The organism is Comamonas sp. B-9 (assembly GCF_000410635.1).
Lineage (GTDB): Bacteria > Pseudomonadota > Gammaproteobacteria > Burkholderiales > Burkholderiaceae_C > Comamonas.
Window position 1 is genome coordinate 30893 of the sequence record NZ_KE148562.1, and the last position, 20844, is coordinate 51736.

At 62.9% G+C, this 20844-nt stretch carries 19 protein-coding genes; 13 read left to right on the forward strand and 6 right to left on the reverse strand.

The features are described 5' to 3' along the window. Positions 1-63 precede the first annotated feature (63 nt). Together H928_RS0111165 and H928_RS0111170 are read right to left on the reverse strand one after the other, a co-directional pair. Positions 64-783, reverse strand: a complete 720-nt coding sequence (locus H928_RS0111165; protein WP_021026577.1) for a hypothetical protein — start codon at positions 781-783, stop codon at positions 64-66. 25 nt (positions 784-808) lie between these two features. Further along, on the reverse strand, positions 809-1282 hold the full coding sequence (locus H928_RS0111170) for a YhbY family RNA-binding protein (RefSeq protein ID WP_021026578.1): 474 nt from the start codon (positions 1280-1282) through the stop codon (positions 809-811). A 32-nt stretch (positions 1283-1314) separates the two neighbouring features. Here H928_RS0111170 and H928_RS0111175 point away from each other — a divergent pair, with 32 nt between their 5' ends. The 6 genes from H928_RS0111175 (at position 1315) to H928_RS0111200 (ending at position 8668) form a co-directional block, all read left to right on the forward strand. Then, positions 1315-1983 (forward strand): RlmE family RNA methyltransferase, encoded by a 669-nt coding sequence (locus tag H928_RS0111175; protein WP_021026579.1) that lies wholly within the window; start codon positions 1315-1317, stop codon positions 1981-1983. A gap of 196 nt (positions 1984-2179) precedes the next feature. Next, complete coding sequence (gene ftsH, locus H928_RS0111180) at positions 2180-4102, forward strand: ATP-dependent zinc metalloprotease FtsH (protein WP_021026580.1); 1923 nt, start codon at positions 2180-2182, stop codon at positions 4100-4102. A 66-nt stretch (positions 4103-4168) separates the two neighbouring features. After that, on the forward strand, positions 4169-5026 hold the full coding sequence (folP, locus tag H928_RS0111185; protein ID WP_021026581.1) for a dihydropteroate synthase: 858 nt from the start codon (positions 4169-4171) through the stop codon (positions 5024-5026). Between the two features lie 108 nt (positions 5027-5134). Then, a complete protein-coding gene (glmM, locus tag H928_RS0111190; protein ID WP_021026582.1) occupies positions 5135-6469 on the forward strand; it encodes a phosphoglucosamine mutase in 1335 nt (444 codons plus the stop codon). A gap of 198 nt (positions 6470-6667) precedes the next feature. Then, positions 6668-7498 (forward strand): GNAT family N-acetyltransferase, encoded by an 831-nt coding sequence (locus H928_RS0111195; RefSeq protein WP_021026583.1) that lies wholly within the window; start codon positions 6668-6670, stop codon positions 7496-7498. A gap of 198 nt (positions 7499-7696) precedes the next feature. After that, positions 7697-8668, forward strand: a complete 972-nt coding sequence (locus H928_RS0111200; RefSeq protein ID WP_027010827.1) for an NAD(P)-dependent oxidoreductase — start codon at positions 7697-7699, stop codon at positions 8666-8668. Positions 8669-8719: 51 nt separating this feature from the next. Here H928_RS0111200 and H928_RS27270 read toward each other — a convergent pair whose 3' ends face one another. Further along, positions 8720-10240: a Ppx/GppA phosphatase family protein gene (locus H928_RS27270; RefSeq protein WP_306729939.1), complete on the reverse strand. Its 1521-nt coding sequence runs from the start codon at positions 10238-10240 to the stop codon at positions 8720-8722. A 247-nt stretch (positions 10241-10487) separates the two neighbouring features. On the opposite strand from H928_RS27270, the gene pstS reads away from it, so the two are divergent. The 7 genes from pstS (at position 10488) to phoR (ending at position 17219) form a co-directional block, all read left to right on the forward strand. Next, positions 10488-11525, forward strand: coding sequence for a phosphate ABC transporter substrate-binding protein PstS (gene pstS, locus H928_RS0111210; protein WP_021026586.1), 1038 nt, complete (start codon positions 10488-10490; stop codon positions 11523-11525). A gap of 113 nt (positions 11526-11638) precedes the next feature. Beyond that, the gene (pstC, locus tag H928_RS0111215) at positions 11639-12610 is read left to right on the forward strand and encodes a phosphate ABC transporter permease subunit PstC (RefSeq protein WP_043339725.1); all 972 of its coding nucleotides are present in this window, start codon (positions 11639-11641) and stop codon (positions 12608-12610) included. After that, the gene (gene pstA / locus H928_RS0111220; RefSeq protein ID WP_021026588.1) at positions 12607-13488 is read left to right on the forward strand and encodes a phosphate ABC transporter permease PstA; all 882 of its coding nucleotides are present in this window, start codon (positions 12607-12609) and stop codon (positions 13486-13488) included. Before pstC ends, pstA begins: the two co-directional genes overlap by 4 nt. Positions 13489-13507: 19 nt before the next feature. Beyond that, the gene (gene pstB, locus H928_RS0111225; protein ID WP_021026589.1) at positions 13508-14299 is read left to right on the forward strand and encodes a phosphate ABC transporter ATP-binding protein PstB; all 792 of its coding nucleotides are present in this window, start codon (positions 13508-13510) and stop codon (positions 14297-14299) included. 42 nt (positions 14300-14341) lie between these two features. Then, on the forward strand, positions 14342-15043 hold the full coding sequence (gene phoU, locus H928_RS0111230) for a phosphate signaling complex protein PhoU (protein ID WP_021026590.1): 702 nt from the start codon (positions 14342-14344) through the stop codon (positions 15041-15043). 10 nt (positions 15044-15053) lie between these two features. Further along, on the forward strand, positions 15054-15761 hold the full coding sequence (gene phoB / locus H928_RS0111235) for a phosphate regulon transcriptional regulator PhoB (RefSeq protein WP_021026591.1): 708 nt from the start codon (positions 15054-15056) through the stop codon (positions 15759-15761). Between the two features lie 108 nt (positions 15762-15869). After that, positions 15870-17219, forward strand: coding sequence for a phosphate regulon sensor histidine kinase PhoR (phoR, locus tag H928_RS0111240; protein WP_021026592.1), 1350 nt, complete (start codon positions 15870-15872; stop codon positions 17217-17219). Here phoR and H928_RS0111245 read toward each other — a convergent pair. From H928_RS0111245 to H928_RS0111255, 3 genes are all read right to left on the reverse strand, one after another. After that, positions 17216-18595 carry an MATE family efflux transporter gene (locus H928_RS0111245; protein WP_239644934.1) on the reverse strand — a complete coding sequence of 460 codons (1380 nt, stop codon included), beginning with the start codon at positions 18593-18595 and terminating at the stop codon, positions 17216-17218. The two genes, phoR and H928_RS0111245, sit on opposite strands and share 4 nt — an antisense overlap. Positions 18596-18603: 8 nt before the next feature. Beyond that, positions 18604-20316, reverse strand: coding sequence for a hypothetical protein (locus tag H928_RS0111250; RefSeq protein ID WP_027010831.1), 1713 nt, complete (start codon positions 20314-20316; stop codon positions 18604-18606). A 195-nt stretch (positions 20317-20511) separates the two neighbouring features. Beyond that, positions 20512-20757, reverse strand: coding sequence for a type B 50S ribosomal protein L31 (locus H928_RS0111255; protein ID WP_021026595.1), 246 nt, complete (start codon positions 20755-20757; stop codon positions 20512-20514). Between the last annotated feature and the right edge of the window lie 87 nt (positions 20758-20844).

A 20844-nucleotide genomic window follows, 5' to 3' on the forward strand; every position in this document is an offset into this window, starting at 1 on the left:
GGGCCACAAAAAAGGCGTTGATCGCAGGGATCAACGCCTTTGGTTTTTTATGCGCAGGGCGGCTCAGCCCCAGGCCTTTTCAATCCAGCGGGCTGGCTGGATATGGTGGAAGCGCTTGTTGCGCAGGCCTTGCAGCGCGTCGGGCGGGTTGACCTCGCCGTGGAAGATGACGATGCGCGCATCGGCGGGCGGCACCGGCTCCTTCCAGTAGTTGCTCGGCCAGGTGGGGATGCAGTAGTACTTGAAGCTCGGGCACCAGGCAGCCGGCCAGTAATCGAGCTTGCCCTGCTGGTGCAGGAAATGCGACAGGTACTCCTGCTCATTGCGGTACTGGGCGCGCAGCTGCTCGGTGTTGGCACGGAAGTTGGCCAGCACATCGGCATGGGCGCCCAAGGTGAAGCGGTAGACCGAGGAGTTGCCGACAATGCGCTCGCCAAAGCGCCAAAAACGCGGGTAGTCATGGATGATGCGAAATTCACCCGGCAGGGTGAAGAACTCATCGATGCTGCCGACGATCACCACATCCAGGTCCAGGAACAGCGCCTGGCCTTGCAGACCATACAGGTCCTGCTCGAAGGTGGTGAGCTTTTTCCAGGCGCCATCCCGCTGGCCGGGGGCCAGATGGATGTTCAGGTCCGGAATCGGGTGGCATTCCACTTCGCTGCGAATCCCTTGCGTGTCGTCGGTCAGGCAGACAAAGCGAAAATCGCCACTCAGATGGCGGCGAACCATGGCGTACAGCCGATTGACATAGTCGGGGCCATATTTGGTACCCCATTTCATGCAAAGGATGTGGCGATCGGTCACACTAGCTGCCCTGCTGCTTTTTGATCGACTTTTGCTTGGGCTTGGCGCGCTTGACCTGGCCGCCGGCCGTCAGGCGCTGGTTACCCAGGATGCGGATCTGCTTGACTTCGGGCTTTTGCCAGACGTTCTTGCTGAACTTGAGCACCTTGACTTCGCGCGGACCGGCCTTGCGGTCTTCGTCGAGTTGCTTTTCCTTCTCGGGCATCGGGCGCCACAGGACCAGCAGCTTGCCGATGTGCTGGATAGGCGCTGCATTGAGCGAGTCGGTCAGCTTCAGGAAGATGGCCTCGCGGTTGGCGCGGTCATCGGAGAAAACACGGATTTTGATCAGGCCATGGGCATTCAGGGCCAGGTCGACCTCTTTTTCGACGGCTTCGGTCAAGCCGTCACCGCCAATCAGAACCACGGGGTCGAGGTGGTGGGCTTCGGCGCGGTGCTCGCGACGTTGGGCGGGAGTGAGTTGTATTTGGGGCATAGCCCGTATTATCGGGGCTCCGGGGAGAAAACATGAAAGTAAGTACTAAAACCAAGAAGGTCAACAAGACTTGGCTCAATCAGCACATCAATGACCCCTATGTGCGGGCCGCGCAAAAAGACGGCTACCGCGCCCGTGCGGTCTACAAGCTCAAGGAAATCGATGAGCATTTCAAGCTGATCCGGCCGGGCGATGTGGTGGTCGATCTGGGCTCCACGCCTGGCGCCTGGAGCCAGTACGTGCGCCGCCGCCTCTCGCCCGAGGGTGCTGCGGTGGGGGAGCTCAATGGTGCCATCATCGGGCTGGACATGCTGCCGATGGAGCCCATCGAGGGTGTGGACTTCATCCTGGGCGATTTCCGCGAGCAGGAAGTGCTGGACCAGCTGGAGAAAACCTTGGCCAAGCGCCGCGTCGATGTGGTGATCTCGGACATGGCGCCCAACCTGTCAGGGGTGGAGAACGTGGATGCCGCCCGTATTTCGCATCTGATCGAGCTGGCCGTGGACTTTACCTGCCAGCACATGAAGCCCGAGGGCACCTTGGTGGTCAAGCTGTTCCACGGCAGTGGTTACTCGCAACTGGTGGATTTGTTCAGGCAGACCTTCCAGGTGGTCAAGCCTTACAAACCCAAGGCCTCGCGCGATAAATCCTCGGAAACCTATTTGATCGGCATGCGCCTCAAGCCCGAGGCGCAGCGCTGAGCACCCTTGGCAAACTGCCTGCTTTAGTGCGGCATGCACAGAGGGCGCTGAAACACTGAGACAATAGGCTTTACTGAGCAATCCTGCGTGCCACCAAGGGGAAAGCGCAAGCATTGACCCTTGAAAGTCCTAAAATAGTGCATATCTGACATAACAGATTCTGTGTCTTTCCCGATTTCCTACTACTGGAGCCCCCTTGAACAATCAGTGGTTTTCTAAGATCGCCGTATGGCTTGTCATTGCCATGGTGCTGTTCACCGTGTTCAAGCAATTGGACAACCGTGCAGGCGCCAGCGCGAACAAGATCCCGTATTCCGAGTTTTTGCAAGATGTCCGCAATGGCCGCATCAAGACTGCGACCCTGCAGGAAAGCCCTGCCGGCACGGTGATCACGGCGACCACGGGCGACGATCGCAAGCTCCAGACCACGGCGACCTATATGGACCGTGGCCTGATTGGCGACCTGATCAACAACAACGTCAAGTTTGACGTGAAGGAGCGCGAAGAAGGCTCGCTGCTGATGAGCCTGCTGATCAGCTGGGGCCCGATGCTGCTGCTGATCGGCGTCTGGGTCTACTTCATGCGCCAGATGCAAGGCGGCGGCAAGGGCGGTGCGTTCAGCTTTGGCAAGTCCAAGGCGCGCATGCTCGACGAAAACAACAACAGCGTCACCTTTGCCGATGTGGCCGGTTGTGACGAGGCCAAGGAAGAAGTCAAGGAAGTCGTCGACTTCCTCAAAGACCCCAACAAGTTCCAAAAGCTCGGCGGCCGCATTCCCCGTGGTCTGCTGCTGGTCGGCCCTCCCGGTACCGGTAAGACCTTGCTGGCCAAGTCCATTGCCGGCGAAGCCAAGGTGCCGTTCTTCTCGATCTCGGGTTCGGACTTCGTCGAAATGTTTGTCGGCGTGGGCGCGGCCCGCGTGCGCGACATGTTCGAGAACGCCAAGAAGAATGCGCCTTGCATTATCTTCATCGACGAAATCGACGCCGTCGGCCGCCAGCGTGGCGCCGGCATGGGCGGTGGCAACGACGAGCGCGAGCAGACCCTGAACCAGATGCTGGTCGAGATGGACGGTTTCGAGACCAATATGGGCGTGATCGTGGTGGCTGCCACCAACCGCCCCGACATTCTCGATGCCGCCTTGCTGCGCCCAGGCCGCTTTGACCGCCAGGTCTACGTGACCCTGCCCGATGTGCGTGGCCGCGAACAGATCCTGAACGTGCATATGCGCAAGATCCCGGTGGGCCAGGATGTGAACCCCAACATCATCGCCCGTGGCACGCCCGGCATGTCCGGTGCCGATCTGGCCAACCTCTGCAACGAAGCTGCGCTGATGGCTGCCCGCCGTAACGCACGCACCGTGGAGATGCAGGACTTCGAAAAGGCCAAGGATAAGATCTTTATGGGCCCAGAGCGCAAGTCTGCGGTGATGGACCCCGAAGAGCTGAAGAACACCGCCTACCACGAAGCCGGCCATGCGCTGATCGGCAAGCTGCTGCCCAAGTGCGATCCGGTGCACAAGGTCACCATCGTGCCGCGCGGCCGTGCGCTGGGCGTGACCTTCACGCTGCCCGAGAAGGACCGCTACGGTTACGACAAGGAATGGGCATTGAGCCGTATCGCGATGCTGTTTGGCGGCCGGATTGCCGAAGAAGTCTTCATGAACCAGATGACCACCGGTGCATCGGACGACTTCAACAAGGCGACCCAGCTGGCGCGCGACATGGTGACCCGCTACGGCATGACCGATGCGCTGGGCCCAATGGTCTACGCCGAGCAGGAAGGCGAGCCCTTCCTGGGCCGCTCGATGAGCAAGCCCAGCAACATCAGCGAAGAGACCATGCAGAAGGTGGACGCCGAAGTGCGCCGCATCATCGATGAGCAATATGGTCTGGCACGCCGCCTGATCGAAGAGCACAGCGACAAGATGCATGCGATGGCCAAGGCCATGCTGGAGTGGGAAACCATCGATGCCGAGCAGCTGGACGACATCATGGCGGGCAAGGCACCGCGCCCGCCCAAGGACTGGACGCCACGCAACCCACCGTCGAGCAGCAATGACGGCGGCGCAGGCGGCAGCCCCACCGTGGTGACGGAGCCGGCACACACCCCGGTCTGATCACGACAGACCCTGGCGAAAAGCGCTCTGCCCGAGCGCTTTTCTTATTTTTAAAGGACAGCTCTGATGCGCCACTGGCAAACCACCCGCTTTCGTATTGACCTGACTGCGCCGCAAGTGATGGGCATCGTCAATGTCACGCCGGACTCGTTCTCGGACGGCGGCAGCCACGAGGGCGTCTCGGCCGCGATGATCCATGCGGAAAAGCTGCTGGCCGATGGCGCGCATATCCTGGACATTGGCGGTGAGTCCACCCGCCCGGGCAGCCCTGCGGTGCCGCTGGACGAAGAGCTGCGCCGGGTGCTGCCGGTGGTCAAGGCTGCGGTGGCCTTGCAGGTGCCGATCTCGGTCGATACCTACAAGCCCGAGGTGATGCAGGCGGTGCTGGATCTGGGCGCGGACATCATCAACGACATCTGGGCGTTGCGCCAGCCAGGCGCGCAGGCGGTGGTGGCGGCCCACCCGCAATGCGGCGTCTGCCTGATGCACATGCATGCCGATCCGCAGACCATGCACCAGGAGCACATGGCCGCTCGGGGCGACGTGGCGGCCGAGGTGCTGGACTTTTTGCAGACCCATTCCCGCAGCCTGGAGGCGCTGGGTGTGCAGACCGAACGCATCGTCTGGGATGCCGGCACTGGCTTTGGCAAAAGCCCGGGCCAGAACTTTGCGCTGCTGCAGCAGCAGCCCCGGCTGGCTGCGGCCGGCTACCCGCTGCTGGCGGGCTGGTCGCGCAAGGGCTCGCTGGGCAAGGTGACAGGGCGGGTGGTGGCCGAGCGCATGCCCGCCAGCATTGCGGCGGCCCTGCTGTCGGTAGCGCATGGCGCGGCCATTGTGCGCGTGCACGATGTGCGCGAGACCTGCGATGCGCTGGCCGTGCTGCAGGCGATGCGCGCCCCGCAATCTTTGGATACCCAAGGCTGACGCGGTTTGCGCCTGGCATCGTTGGTCAGGCGCTACACTGCTACTGCGCCATACACCACCGATGGCGCGTTTTCACTTTCTCTCAGGCCCCCAACAAGCAAGAACACTATGGCACGACAGTATTTTGGAACCGATGGCATCCGTGGCACGGTAGGCAAGCCACCGATCACCCCTGACTTTGTGCTGCGCCTGGGCCATGCCGTGGGCCGGGTGCTGCGCCGCGAGCAGGAGCGCCCGGCGGTGCTGATCGGCAAGGACACGCGCATCTCGGGCTATATGCTTGAGAGCGCGCTGGAGTCGGGACTCAATTCGGCCGGTGTCGATGTGGTTCTGCTGGGCCCGTTGCCGACCCCGGGCGTGGCCTACCTCACGCGCGCCCAGCGCGCCAGCCTGGGTGTGGTCATCAGCGCCAGCCACAACCCCTTTGACGACAACGGCATCAAGTTCTTCAGCGCCGAGGGCGCCAAGCTGCCCGACAGCTGGGAAGAGTCGGTGGAAGCGGCGCTGATGGAGGGCTTTGACTGGGTGCCCTCCGCAGCGCTGGGCAAGGCCCGCCGCCTCGATGATGCTGCAGGCCGCTATATCGAATTCTGCAAGAGCACCTTTGACCACCGGCTGACCTTGCGCGGCCTCAAGATCGTGGTCGATGCAGCCCACGGCGCGGCCTACCATATTGCGCCCAAGGTCTTCCATGAGCTGGGCGCCGAGGTCATCACCATTGGCTGCAATCCGGACGGCCTCAACATCAACCAGGATGTGGGGGCCACCCATCCCGATGCGCTGGTGCGCTCGGTGCGCTCCAACGGCGCCGATCTGGGCGTGGCGCTCGATGGCGATGCCGATCGGCTGCAACTGGTCGATGCCAAGGGCCGGCTCTACAACGGCGATGAGTTGCTCTACCTGATGGCCATGGACCGCCTGCGCCGGGGCAAGAAGCTGCCAGGTGTCGTGGGCACCTTGATGACCAACCTGGCGGTGGAAACCGCCTTGCAAAAGCAGGGCGTGGAGCTGGTGCGTGCCAAGGTCGGTGACCGTTATGTGCTCGAAGAGCTGCAGCGCCGCAACTGGGTGCTGGGGGGAGAAAGCTCGGGCCACCTGCTGGCGCTGGACAAGCACACCACCGGCGATGGCCTGGTGAGCGCCCTGCAGGTGCTGCAAGCCTGCGTGAGCCGCAACCAGAGCGTGGCCGAGCAGCTCGATGGCGTGGATCTGTGCCCCCAGGTGCTGCTCAATGTGCGGCTGCAGCCGGGCCAGGACTGGCGCAACAACAACAGGCTGTTTGAACTCGAGCGCAGCATCACTGAGGACTTTGCCGGCCAGGGCCGGGTGCTGATCCGGCCCAGCGGCACCGAGCCGCTGCTGCGCGTGATGGTCGAGGCCTTTGATGCGGCCCAGGCCAGCCGCTGTGCCGAGCAATTGGCCGAGGTAGCCCGCCAGTCCTGATGTGTAGCTGCGTGTAAGCAGTGTTTTGAAGGCAGTTGTTGTAGGAGTGCACCTTCATGCAACTGTCATGTTTTGCACATGGCGCTGTCATCTGCGGGCAGGACACTGAAAGCGCTCTGTACCAGCCCGTCGAGCAGCCGGGGCCGCACGGCGGTCTGGCACCATGCAAGGGCGGCAGGGCGCTACAGGAGCTCTGCCATGCACAACAAACACAGCTTTTTCAGCGCATCCGAGACCGCCATTGTCACGCCCTCGGCGCCGAAACCGCAGGCGACCCTGCCTGCAACCGCCGCGGCGGCCAACCCGCTGGACATCGAGGTCTCCTGGGCCTGCCACCTCGACGAGGTGCGCGAAGCCCAGCGCCTGCGCCACCAGATTTTTGCCGGCGAGATGGGCGCGCAGCTGCAAACCAGCCTGGAAGGCCATGATGTCGACGGCTTTGATGACTACTGCGAGCACCTGCTGGTGCGCCAGGGCCAGAGCAAGCAGGTGATCGGCACCTACCGCCTGCTGACCCCCGCCCAGGCATTGCGCGCCGGCCGCACCTATTCTGACGGAGAGTTTGACCTGAGCGCCATTGATGCATTGCGCCCGCGCATGGTGGAACTCGGCCGCAGCTGCGTGCATCCGGACTACCGCCAGGGCGGGGTGATCATGGCGCTGTGGGGCGCGCTGGCCAGCTTCATGCTGCGCAACAAGCTCGATGTGATGATGGGCTGCGCGAGCATCCCCATGTGGCACAACGGGATTGTCAGTGGTGATGCCGCTGCCAGCATCTGGCGCCAACTGCTGGCTAAGGGCCAGATCTCCCAGGAATACAGCGTCGTGCCCCACCTGCCGCTGCCGCTGGAGCAGCTGAACGACCAGGTCGATGTGGAGCCGCCTGCGCTGATCAAGGGCTATCTGCGGGTGGGCACCGAGGTGATCGGTGCGCCAGCCTGGGATCCGGACTTCAATACCGCCGATTTGCCGATGCTGATGCAGCTCGACCGCCTGCCTGCGCGCTACCGCAAGCACTTTCTGGGTTGATGGCGCAAGCCGCTTGCAAGCGCTGTGCATCCGCTTCCGAAGGACGCCGGGCGCAAGTGACGGTTCACCTCTCGGGTCCATTCCAAGGCGGCAACGTAGGCATACAGATGGGATGCATATAGGCCTAGTGGAAAGTCCTCATAATCAAAACACTGCTTGTGCTGCAAGCGGTGTTTTTTGCTATCCAAAGGACCTATGGTGAGCTCTCTCTCGCAATCCCCACAACCGCCGATTACCTTGCTGGTGTTCAACCCCATGGCCGAGCCACTGCTCGACCAGATCCGCGCGCATGCTGAGGTGGTGTATGCACCCACCCCCGAGCTGCGCGCCAGCGCGGTGGCCTCGCACGGCGCCCAGGCGCAGGCCGTGTTGACCATTGGCTCGATTGGCCTGACGGCCGAAGAAATCGACCAGATGCCGCAGCTGCGCCTGGCCTGCACCTTGGGCGCGGGCTATGAAGGCTTGGCGCTGGATGCGCTGCGCGCGCGCGGCATTGTGCTGGCGACCGGGGCGGGCACCAATGACACCAGCGTGGCCGACCACAGCTTTGGCCTGATTCTGGCGTCCATGCGCAATTTCCGCACCCTGGACCAGCAGGCCCGCGCCGGTGTCGACCGCTACAGCCTGGCCCATCCGCCCAGCGTGTCGGGCAAGAAGCTGGGCATTCTGGGCCTGGGTCATATCGGCCTGAAGATCGCCAGGCGTGCCGAGGGCTTTGACATGCCGGTGGGCTACCACAACCGCCAGCCCAAGGCAGGGGTGGGCCACCGCTATTTCGATTCGCTGCATGCGCTGGCCAGCTGGGCCGACATCCTGGTCTGCGCCACGCCGGGCGGCCCGGGCACCAAGCACCTGGTCAATGCCGAGGTTCTGCAGGCGCTGGGCCCGAGCGGCTACCTGATCAATATTGCGCGGGGCTCGGTGGTGGACACACTGGCGCTGGCTGCGGCCTTGAAGGACGGCACCATTGCTGGCGCCGGCATCGATGTCTATGAGAGCGAGCCGCATCGCCCCGAGCCGCTGATCGACCTGCCCAACATCCTCATCACGCCCCATGTGGCGGGCTGGTCGCCAGAGGCCACCCAGGCGAGCCTGACGCAGTTCATCGGCAACCTGACGGGCGTGTTCTCGGGCAAGGGCGCTGTGGCGCCCGTGAATCTGGGCGCTTAAGGCTCGGCAGAAAAAACACCCAGGCCGTCACCGGCCTGGGTGTGTAGCGCCTTATTTGGCGGTGATGCCCAGCGCCTGCTTGAACTGGAAGGGGTAGGGCGTCTTCTGCCAGGCCAGCACTTCTTCGCCCAGCAGGTAGGCCGATTGCGGAAACTGCTCGGCCCAGCCGGGGGCCACCTTGAGCGACCATTTTTCGGTCTTGTCGCGCAGGCAGATCTGGTCGAGCGCCGGGTCGCGGCGCGCATGGCACAGCAGGGTCGCGAGGCGCAGGCACAGCAGCTCCAGCGCGAAATCGCGGTCCTGCAAGAAGGCATCGACCTTGCGCAGCTTGCCCCTCTGCGCCAGCACCAGGGCTGCCAGGTGGGACAGCTCGGTTTGGGTAAAGCCGGGCACATCGCTGTGGCCCAGCACATAGGCGCCGTGGTGGTGGTGGTCGGTGTGCGAGATAAGGCAGCCGATCTCATGGAGCTGGCTGGCCCAGTCGAGCATGGGCGACTGCAGCTCGGCCGGCGCGGTTGCTCCCGCATAGCGGCGTGCCTGCTCGTACAAGGTGGCGGCAGTGCGCTGCACGCGGCCCGCTTGCGTGCGATCGACCTGGTAGCGCTCCTTGAGCGCGGCGATCGTGCGGTGGCGGATATCGCTGAATTCCTCGTGCTGCACCATGTCGCGCAGCAGGCCTTGGCGCAGCGCGCCGCTGGCAATGCGCAGCTCCTGGATCTGCAGCAGATCAAACACTGCGCACAGCACGGTCACGCCGCCGCCAATCACTGCGCGGCGCTCTTCCTTGAGGCCTTCAAGCCGCAGCTCGCTGGCATTGCCGGCAGCCAGCAATTGGTCGCAGAGCCAGTGCAGCTGCTCGCGCGTCACCACGTCGGGCTGGCCGCCGTGCAGCGCCAGCACATCGGCAATCGCGTTGGCCGTGCCCGAGGTGCCATAGGCGCAGTCCCAGCTGCCGGGCACAAAATGGTGGGCTGCTTCTTCCATCACCGCCTGCGCGGCGATCTGGGCGGTTTTCAGCGCCGATTTGCTGAATTCACCCTGGGGGAAATAACGCAGCGACCAGGCCACGCTGCCCACGGGGAAGGAGGCCACGCGCTGCGAGCTGTAGCGCTGGCCCAGGATCAGCTCGGTGGAGCGGCCGCCGATATCGACCACCAGGCGGCGCTCGTCCGACGGGGGCAGCGAGTGGGCCGCGCCCTGGTAGATCAGGCGCGCTTCTTCGGGCCCGGAGATGATGCTGATCGGGTAGCCCAGAATCTGGTTGGCGCGCTGGATGAAGACATCGCTGTTGCGCGCCTCGCGCAAGGTCTGGGTGGCTACGGCGCGCACATGGGCGGCAGGAAAGCCCTCCAGGCGCTCGGCAAAGCGGGCCAGGCAGTCCCAGCCGCGCTGCATGGCCTCGGCCGTCAGCAGGCCTTGCTCATCGAGGCCGGCGCCCTGGCGCACCATCTCCTTGAAATATTGCACGCGTTCAATATGGCCAGCGGCATAGCGGCCAACTTCCAGGCGGAAACTATTGGATCCCAGATCCACCGCGGCAAGCAAGGTGCCATCAAGCATAAGTGTCGTCATCTATCGGTTCTGCAGTCGAGGCAGGCAGCATAGCACCTGACTCTCTAGGTGACTCCGCTATACAGCGGCATGCTGACAAAACTTTAAAAGTAAGTCTTTCGCGTGAATCTAATATGACAATCCTGTGCGCTGTTGTTGTGTGACATCGACCCCCGTACGAGGCAAATTGGGTGAAAAATGTCATGCCAGTGTCATATACATTTTTTACAGTTCACTCCATTGCGTTTCATCACCAACAGGAGTTTTCATGAAAGTGTCCGCGATTCGAGTGCTGGTAGCTGGTCTGGTTGCCGCCGGTGCGTTTGCCCAGGTGCACGCCGAAGAGGCTACCGGTGCCGGTGCAAGCTTCCCAGCTCCACTGTATTCCAAGTGGGCTGCTGACTACAACAAGGCCACTGGCGTCAAGATCAACTACCAATCGGTGGGTTCGAGCGCCGGTATCAAGCAAATCGATGCCAAAACCGTGGACTTCGGTGCCTCCGACATGCCTTTGAAGGACGAAGAGCTGGCACAAAAGGGTCTGGTGCAGTTCCCCACCGTGATCGGCGGCATTGTGCCCGTGGTCAACATCAAGGGCATCACCCCCGGTCAACTCAAGCTCAACGGCCAAGTGCTGGGCGACATCTACCTGGGCAAGATCACCAAGTGGAATGACCCCGCGATCACCAAGCTGAACCCAGGCGTGGCGCTGCCAGACGCCACCATCGCTCCCGTGCGCCGCGCTGACGGCTCGGGCACGACCTTCGGCTTCACCAACTACCTCTCCAAGGTCAACACCGAGTGGAAGGAAAAAGTGGGTGAGGGCGCTGCCGTGAACTGGCCTACCGGTGCCGGTGGCAAGGGCAACGAAGGCGTGGCCGCTTATGTGGGCCGCCTGCCCAACTCCATCGGCTACGTGGAATACGCCTACGTCAAGCAAAACAAGATGGTCTTCGCCCAGCTGCAAAACGCCGATGGCAACTTTGTCAGCCCAGAGAGCGCCAACTTCAAGGCCGCTGCTGCCGGTGCTGACTGGAACAAGAGCTTCTACCAGATCCTGAACAACCAGCCTGGCAAGGATGCATGGCCCATCACCTCGGCCACCTTCATCCTGATGCGCAAGCTGCAGGAAAAGCCAGCCCAGGGCACCACCTCGCTGAAGTTCTTCGAGTGGGCTTACACCTCCGGTGACGGCACTGCTGACGGCCTGGACTACGTGCCCATGCCAGCCAGCGTCAAGGACATCATCTACAAGTCCTGGGGCGAGATCAAGGACGGCAGCGGCAAGGCTGTGTTCGCCAAGTAAGTCGAAAAATGATGGGCCGCTCGGGTAGCGGCCCTTTTCCACACTGAATGGAATCAAACGTGTCGACATCCTTTCCTGTTCAAAACAAAACGGTTGCCGCCGGCAAAGCGCAGATGCAATCCAGCCAACCGCCAACGCGCAAGCCTTGGCTCTCCAACTCCGTCGCTGACGGCTTTTTTGCGTTCCTCGCGCGCGGTGCTGCGGTGCTGACCCTGGCCCTGCTGTTGGCCATCATGGGCTCGCTGATCGTCGGCGCCTGGCCTGCCATCCGTGAATACGGCATCGGATTTTTCTTCAACAGCGAGTGGGATCCTGTCCAGAACCGTTACGGCGGCCTGGTGATGATCTATGGCACCTTGGCCACCTCGTTCATTGCGATGCTGATCGCCGTGCCTGTGAGCTTTGGCATTGCGCTGTTCCTGACCGAACTCTCCCCCGTCTGGCTCAAGCGCCCGCTGGGTACCGCCGTGGAACTGCTCGCTGCCGTGCCATCCATCGTCTACGGTATGTGGGGTTTGATGGTCTTTGGCCCCTTGCTGGCCACCTATGTGCAGCAACCGCTGCAGAACCTGTTTCAAGGCGTTCCTTATATGGAAGCCTTCTTCTCCGGCCCACCCGTCGGTATCGGTATTTTCTCGGCCGGCGTGATCCTGGCCATCATGGTCATCCCCTTCATCGCATCGGTGATGCGTGATGTGTTCGAAGTCACCCCCGCGCTGCTCAAGGAATCGGCCTATGGCCTGGGTTCCACCACCTGGGAAGTGATGTGGAAAGTCGTGCTGCCCTACACCAAGACCGGTGTCTTCGGTGGCGTGATGCTGGGCCTGGGCCGCGCACTGGGCGAGACCATGGCCGTCACCTTCGTGATCGGTAACATGAACCAGCTCAACTCGCTGTCCATCTTTGAAGCGGCCAACAGCATTACCTCGGCACTGGCCAATGAGTTCGCCGAAGCCGGCGAAGGTCTGCACCAGGCATCGCTGATCTACCTGGGTCTGGCCCTGTTTTTCATCACGTTCATCGTCCTGGCCTGCTCCAAATTTATGCTGAGCCGCCTGCAAAAGAATGAAGGAGCCCGTTCATGACCACCGGAGAAAGCTTGATCCAGGCATCCGATCTGGCCAGCCAGCGCGCTGCCAAGTACCGTGCACGCAACCGCGTCAACCAAGTCGCGATTGCCCTGTCCCTCGCAGCCATGGCCTTTGGCGTGTTTTGGCTGATCTGGATTCTGTGGGAAACCCTGCGCCTGGGCGTGGGCGGTCTGAGCGTGGCCCTGGTCACCCAGATGACCCCGGCTCCCAATGAAATTGGCGGTATCGCCAACGCCATCTGGGGCTCGCTGGTGATGGTGACCCTGGCCACCTTCGTGGGCACGCCCATCGGTGTGATGGCCGGTATCTACCTGGCCGAGTACAACAAGACCGGCTGGCTCGCATCGGGGACCCGCTTTGTCAACGACATTCTGCTGTCGGCTCCGTCGATCGTGATCGGTCTGTTCGTCTACTCGATGATCGTGATCCGCTTCAAGAGCTTCTCGGGCTATGCCGGTGTCATCGCGCTGGCGCTGATCGTGATTCCGGTGGTCATCCGTACCACCGAGAACATGCTGATCCTGGTGCCATCGAGCCTGCGTGAAGCGGCCTACGCACTGGGCACGCCCAAGTGGAAGGTGATCAGCATGGTGACCTTGCGTGCCGCCCGTGCCGGTGTCATCACCGGTGTGCTGCTGGCCGTGGCCCGTATCGCTGGTGAAACCGCTCCGCTGCTGTTCACCGCACTGAACAACCAGTTCTGGAACACCGACTTGTCCAAGCCGATGGCGAGCCTGCCGGTCACCATCTTCAAGTTTGCGATGAGCCCTTATGAAAACTGGCAGCAACTGGCCTGGGCAGGTGTCTTCCTGATCACGCTGGCGGTGCTGGGTCTGAACATTCTTGCGCGCAGCATGGCGCGCCAAAAATAAGTATTCACAGGTGAACCCTATGTTGACAAAAACCAATGCGGCTAACGCCAATGCACTGAACTCCAAGATCTCGGTGCGCGACCTGAACTTCTACTACGGCAAGTTCCACGCGCTCAAGAACATCAACCTGGAAATCCCGGAAAACAAGGTCACCGCCTTCATCGGCCCGTCGGGCTGCGGCAAGTCCACCTTGCTGCGTACCTTCAACCGCATGTACGAGCTCTACCCCGAGCAGCGCGCCGAAGGCCATATCGGTCTGGATGGTGAAAACCTGCTGACCAGCAAGCAGGATGTGGCCCTGATTCGCGCCAAGGTCGGCATGGTCTTCCAAAAGCCCACGCCGTTCCCGATGTCCATCTACGACAACATCGCCTTTGGCGTGAAGCTGTTCGAGGACCTGAGCAAGAGCGACATGGAAGAGCGCGTGGAATGGGCGCTGCGCAAGGCCGCGCTGTGGACCGAAGTCAAGGACAAGCTGGGCCAAAGCGGCTCGGGCCTGTCCGGCGGTCAGCAGCAGCGTCTGTGCATTGCCCGCGGTATCGCGATCAAGCCCGAAGTGCTGCTGCTCGATGAGCCTTGCTCGGCGCTGGACCCCATCTCTACGGCCAAGATCGAAGAGCTGATCGCTGAGCTGAAGGACGACTACACGGTGGTGATCGTGACCCACAATATGCAGCAGGCCGCCCGCTGCAGCGATTTCACCGCCTACATGTACCTGGGCAGCCTGATGGAGTTCGGTGCCACCGAACAGATGTTCTTCAAGCCCCAGCGCAAAGAGACCGAAGACTACATCACCGGTCGTTTCGGCTAAGCCGCGCGGTCACGCCAACCACTACAACGAAAAGAGCCTGATATGACAGAAAAACATCTCTCATCACAGTTCGACAGCGAGCTCAACAGCATCTCCTCTCGGGTGATGGAGTTGGGCGGCCTGGTCGAGTCCCAGATCCAGCAGGCCATCTACGCGCTGTCGCAGTTCAGCACCGAGGCCGTCGAGCGCGTTGAAGAGCAGGAAAAGCGCGTCAACCAGCTGGAAGTGGACATCGACTACGAACTCTCGACCATCATTGCGCGCCGCCAGCCCACGGCCCGCGATCTGCGCTTGCTGATAGCTTTTTCCAAGGCCACGGCCAACCTGGAGCGCATGGGTGACGAAGCCCACAAGATGGCCCGCATGGTCGGCTCCATCATTGACAGCGGCGCCGCCCGCTCGCTGCCGACCTCGGACCTGCGTGTGGCCGCCGAGCTCGCCTCGGGCCTGCTGCGCAAGACCTTGGACGCCTTTGCCCGCCTGGACACGACGGCGGCCGTGTCGATCCTCAAGGAAGACGACCTGATCGATGCCGAGTTCGACGGTTTTGTGCGCAAGCTCATCACCTACATGATGGAAGATCCGCGCAAGATCTCGCCGAGCCTGGACCTGCTGTTCCTGGCCAAGGCCATCGAGCGCATCGGTGACCACTCGAAGAATGTTGCCGAGCTCATCATCTACCTGGTCAAGGGTATCGATGTGCGCCACACCACCATGCAAGAAATCGAATCGAGTGTTTTGTAGAGTCTGAGTTATGAAAAAACTGCCACGCGTTCTCATTGTCGAAGACGAGCCCGCGATTGCCGAGCTGATCGCGGTGAACCTGCGACACAACGGCTGCCTGCCGATCTGGGCAGAGGATGGTGATGCTGCACAGCGCGAGTTGGACGCGGTGCTGCCCGATGTGATCTTGCTGGACTGGATGCTGCCTGGCCAAAGCGGCCTCTCGCTGGCGCGCAAATGGCGTGCGGATGCCCGCGTCAAGGGCATCCCCATCATCATGCTGACCGCCCGCGGCGATGAGCCCGACAAGATCGCCGGGCTCGATGCCGGTGCCGATGACTACATCACCAAGCCTTTTTCTACGCAGGAGCTGCTGGCCCGCATCCGTGCAGTGCTGCGCCGCCGCATTCCCGAGCAGGTCAACGACAGTGTGACGATTGGCGAGCTGGTGCTGGACGCGGCCACGCACCGCGTGACCTTCCAGGGTGAGCTGCTCAAGCTCGGCCCCACCGAGTTCAAGCTGCTGCACTTTTTGATGAAGCATGCCGAGCGTGTGCACTCGCGCTCGCAGCTGCTCGACAAGGTCTGGGGCGACCATGTCTTCATCGAGGAGCGCACCGTGGACGTCCACGTCAAGCGTCTGCGCGAGGCCTTGGGCGCTGCCAATGTGATGGTGGAGACCGTGCGTGGTGCCGGCTACCGCATCACCGGCCAGCCCCAGGCGCTGCAGCGCGCTTAGCTTGCAGCCTGCCTGTGATGCGGGGATACTTCCGCATTCGGGCAGCTTGCTCTTTTTTTGTAGGCTGCGCTGGTCGCAGCTTTTTTTGTTTTTGAGCGTTAGGCCTGCATGCTGTTTCGCATTGTCAGTTTTTTGTTTTTTCAGGCCCTGGGCGCGGCCCTGGGCTGGTGGCTGGGGCAGTTGCCCGGCGCACTGTTGGCGGCCATCATCGGGGCCTGGTGCTGGTTTGTCGTCGATGTCTGGCGCGGCAACAAGGTGGTGGGCTGGCTGCGGCACGGTGACGCGGACAGTGCTCCGCAGCTGATGGGCATGTGGGGCGAGGCGGCCGACCGGGCGCGGCGCCTGGTGCGCCAGCTGCAAAAGAACGAGGCGCAGTCCGATGACCGGCTGCACCAGGTGCTGACGGCCATCCAGGCCTCGCCCAACGGCGTCGTGCTGCTCGACGAGCACAGCCATATCGAGTGGTGCAACCAGACTGCATGTGACCACTTTGGCTTCAACCTGGAGCGCGACCACATGCAGGTCATCACCAACCTGGTGCGCGCGCCGGAGTTCATCGGCTATTTCAACGCCAACAATTTCAGCAAGGATGTGGTGATGGTCAGCCCGGTGATGCGCGCGGCCAGCCCGATGCGCATGTCGGTGCAGATGTTCCCCTATGGCGGCAACCGCAAGCTGCTGCTCTCGCGCGATGTCACCTCGATGGAGCTGGCCGATGCAATGCGGCGCGACTTTGTCGCCAATGTCTCGCACGAGATCCGCACCCCGCTGACGGTGCTGGCCGGCTTTATCGAAACCTTACAGACCCTGCCGCTGAGCGCCGAGGAGCGCACCCAGTACCTGGCGCTGATGTCCAACCAGGCCCACCGCATGCAAGGCCTGGTGGTCGATCTGCTGACCTTGTCGCGCCTGGAGGGCAACCCGCCGCCCAGCCTCAATGAATGGGTCAGCGTGGGCAGCCTGCTTAAGCGCTGCGAAGAAGATGCGCATGGCCTGGCGCGCATGATTGCCAAGGATGGCGACAAGCCTTTGCAGCTGTTCTTTCCGCAAGAGGATGCCGATGCCGGCCACTACGAGCTGGCCGGTGCCGGCAATGAGCTGCAAAGCGCGCTGTCCAACCTGGTCAACAACGCCGTGCGCTATACGCCCGCGGGCGGCGAGATCCGTGTGCAGTTCATGCGCCAGCCCGATGGCTCGGGGCGCGTCAGCGTCACCGACACCGGCCCGGGCATTGCGCCCGAGCATATCCCGCGCCTGACCGAGCGCTTCTACCGCCTCGACCGCAGCCGCTCGCGCGATACCGGCGGCACGGGCCTGGGCCTGGCCATCGTCAAGCATGTGCTGCAGCGCCACGGCGCGCAGCTGCAGATTCGCAGCACGATCGGCAAGGGGTCGGAGTTCAGCGTGGTGTTTCCACCGTCACGCGTGCGCCAGCAGCTGACGGAAGAACTGGTCTAAGCGCTCATCCGCACCGCGTTTTTGGTGACGCGGTGCAGCAAGACCAAAAAGCAGGCCGCCGCCAGCACCAGCGCATAGGCGGCGCACATCCAAAAAGCGATGGGGGAATCCATCGCCGGGCGGCCGGCGATGCCGTGGTAGGCCAGCTGAAAACCACCCCACAGGCCCACACCCCAGAGCAGGCTGCAGTACACCAGCAAGGGCGTGACGGTGATGCGGTAGCTGCGCAGCACAAAGATGGACACGGTCTGGCTGGCATCGGCCAGGTGGTAGAGGCTGACCCAGCCCAGCAGGCCCAGCGCGATGGCCGCCACCTCGGGCGTAGCGGTGTAGATCGGCACAATCCAGCCCTTGACGAGCCAGACCAGCAGCGACAGTGTGGCGGCCAGGCCCATGGCCGAAAACAGGCCTAGAAACACCACCTGGCGCGCCCGAGCCTCATCTCCCGCGCCGCGCCAGTAGCTGGCGCGGGCGCTGGTGGCAATCGCCAGCGACAGCGGCACCATGTACATCAGTGCCGTGACATTGGCCGCAATCTGGTGCGCTGCCGACGAGGCCGTGCCCATGCGTGCCACATAGAGCGCCATCAAGGTAAAGGAGGTGATCTCGACCAGGATCGACAGGCTGGCGGGCACACCCCGCTGCGCAAACTGGGCCAGGGTGGGCCAGTGCGGCCGCTCCAGGCGGCGCCAGATATCGGCTGGCGCATAGACGGATTGGCTGCGCAGCAGCCACCAGCCCAGGCCGCAGAGCAGGAAATTGACCACAAAAGTGGCCCAGGCGCAGCCCAGCACGCCCATCGGTGCCAGGCCCAGGCCGCCAAAGGTGAACCAGATGGACAGCGGCAGTTTGACCAGCAGGGACATGGCCTGCAGCCAGGTGACCATCTTGGGTTTGCCCAGCGACTGGCTCAAGGTGCTGAAAATGCGGAACAGCAGCGCGGCCGGCAGGCTCCAGCCGATGATGGCCAGGTAGCTTTTGACCAGCGACTGCAGCTCCTGCGGCACCTCGGTCCAGCGCAGGATGGGCGCGGGATTGAACAGCACGGCCCAGCCCAGCAAGGTAGCGGCCAGGCAGATGTAGAGGGACTGGCGCAGCGAGGCGCCAATGTCGGCATGGCGGCGCGCGCCGTGCATCTCCGACCAGATCGGCATCAGCGCCTGCAAGAGGCCCATCAGCGAGACATAGACGGTCACAAAGATGGCCGAGCCCACCGACAGCGCGGCCAGCGAGGCCTCGGCATGGCGGCCGGCGACGATGGTGTCGACCACGCCAAAGCCCATCACGGCAATCTGGCCGACAAACACCGTGCCCGCATGCTTGGCCAGCACCCGCATATCGCGGCCTGCCAGCAGGCGCGTCAACATCTCCCGCATACGCGCCTTCAACCCGGTTGACGACGGTAGATGACGATCTCCGCGTTCTTGTCGGTCGGGCGGGCCACGGCCGCCAGGCGCTTCCACTCAGGGCCCAGCACCTCGTTGCTCGGGGTGCGCTGTGATTCCAGCGGCATGGCCAGCCAGTTGCAGGATGCGCTGGTCGGGTCCGTCAAGGTCTTGAGCTGCCAGCCGCCCTGGGCCTGCATGGCCACAATCTGCGAGCGGCTCAGGCCCCAGGCAGCCACGCAGCCGGCCGAGGCGGGGGCGGGCAGCACCTTGGCCAGCGCCTGCACCTGGGCGGTGTAGCTGCGGCCATAGTCCAGCATCGGCATCCAGATGCTCATCAGCAAGATCCAGCTGAGCACGGTGCCGCCCGCTGGCAGCACCAGGCTGCGCCAGATCTCGGGCCGGTTGCGGCGCGCGCGCCAAAAGGCCAGCGCGCACCAGGCCAGGGTGGCCAGCGCGGCAATGACAAACTGCGGCAGCGAAAACTGCGCGACAAAATCAGGCGCGATACGGGCCACATTGGCGGCTGGCTTGGCCGGCGTGCCGGTGTAGACCGCCAGCCAGATCACCCAGATGGTGATGGCCGCTGCGCTGAAAAACAGCAGTGTGAACCAGTCGATCAGCGCCGCCATCGCGCGGCGGAAGGTGGGCAGCGCAAAGGCGGCCAGCGCGGCAAATGCGGGCAGGCCCAGCAGCAGCGCACGGTCAGACGGGGTGGTGATGACGGTGTTGACCAGCGCCAGGGCGCCCAGCAGGATGGGCAGCCACAAATGGCGATGCACAAAGCGCCAGTCGGCTACCTGGCGGCGCCAGATCCACAGCGACCACAGCGCCAGCGGCCAGGCCGGCCACACATACCAGACCACCAGCTCAAACAGCGGGCGCAGCTGGCGGAAATGCTCGGCCGGCAGGATGCGCCATTGCCACTGGTGCAGGTAGACAGCCAGCAGCAAGGCGGCCACGCCCAGGATGGCAAAGGCACCGGCCGCCTGCAGGCTGCGCGCGCGCAGCTTGGCATCGACGGGGGTGAGCGCCAGGATCAGGGCCACGCCCAGACCGAGGCAGACCGCATAGGTGGGCGCGCCGCTCAGCGCCAGCATCACCAAGCCTACCGCGCCTATGCACAGCGGCGTGGCAAAGCGGATGGGGATGCAGGCGGCCGCATAGAACACAAAGCACACGCCCGACAGCTGCACCACATAGCTGCTGGCCTCGTGCGAAGGCTGGGCCAGGCCCAGGCAGGCAATCAGCGCAAGCAGGCCGCCATCGGCCATCGCGCGCGCATAGTCGATCTCGTTGGCTTCGCCGCCAAAGGCAAAGGCGACGGGGCCGGCGCCCGGGCTGCGCGCCAGGTAGTACACGGCATACCAGGTGGCCATCAAGGCCAGCCACAGCAGGGCGGCAAACGGCAGGCGGCTGGCCAGCTCGGGCGAGATGAAGTCGCCAAAAGCCTGGATCGCCCAGGCGCCCAGCCAGTAGGGAATCAGGCCCTCGGTGTCCGGGCTCAGGCCCAGGATCTCCGGCGCCAGCCACGGAGTCCGGCCTTCTGCCAGCGCCAGCGCGTAGCCATAGCTGGTGATGTCCAAGGTCTTCCAGGGCGCGCGGGCGATAAAGCCGGGCACCACATAGGCCAGGCACAGCAGCAGCAAAAGCGCACGCGGCAGAGGGCGTACAGCGGCTTGGGAGACGATGGCTGGGGGTGGAAAATTCACACAGGCTTACCAGAGGGAGCAAGGCTCAGCAGCTTATCAGGCCCTGCACCAGAAATGTAGGAGAACCGCGCATTGTCTGCGCGTCCACCAGGCGGGTCAATGAAAAAAGGCAGTACGGTGTCGCACTGCCTTTGGGTTGCCAAGACAAAAAGGGCGCCAGGCCTTGCAGCCCGAAGCCCTTTTGCCAAAAGCAAATTACTTCTTGCCGAAACGGTTGCGGAAACGCTCCACACGGCCGCCCATGTTGTCCACCGACTTTTGGGTGCCGGTGTAGAAAGGGTGCGACTCAGACGAGGTATCCAGCTTGAACAGCGGGTATTCCTTGCCTTCGAAGGTTTCGGTTTCCTTGGTGTTCACGCAGGAGCGGGTCACAAACTTGAAGCCGTTGGACAGGTCCACGAACAACACTTCGCGGTAGTCTGGGTGAATGCCTTCTTTCATGATTCTTCCTTAGGTCAAGTGCGGGAGCCGTGCCAAGCCGGATGCAACCTCTGCATCCCAGTAAACTGGGCGTACTTTCCGCAATAA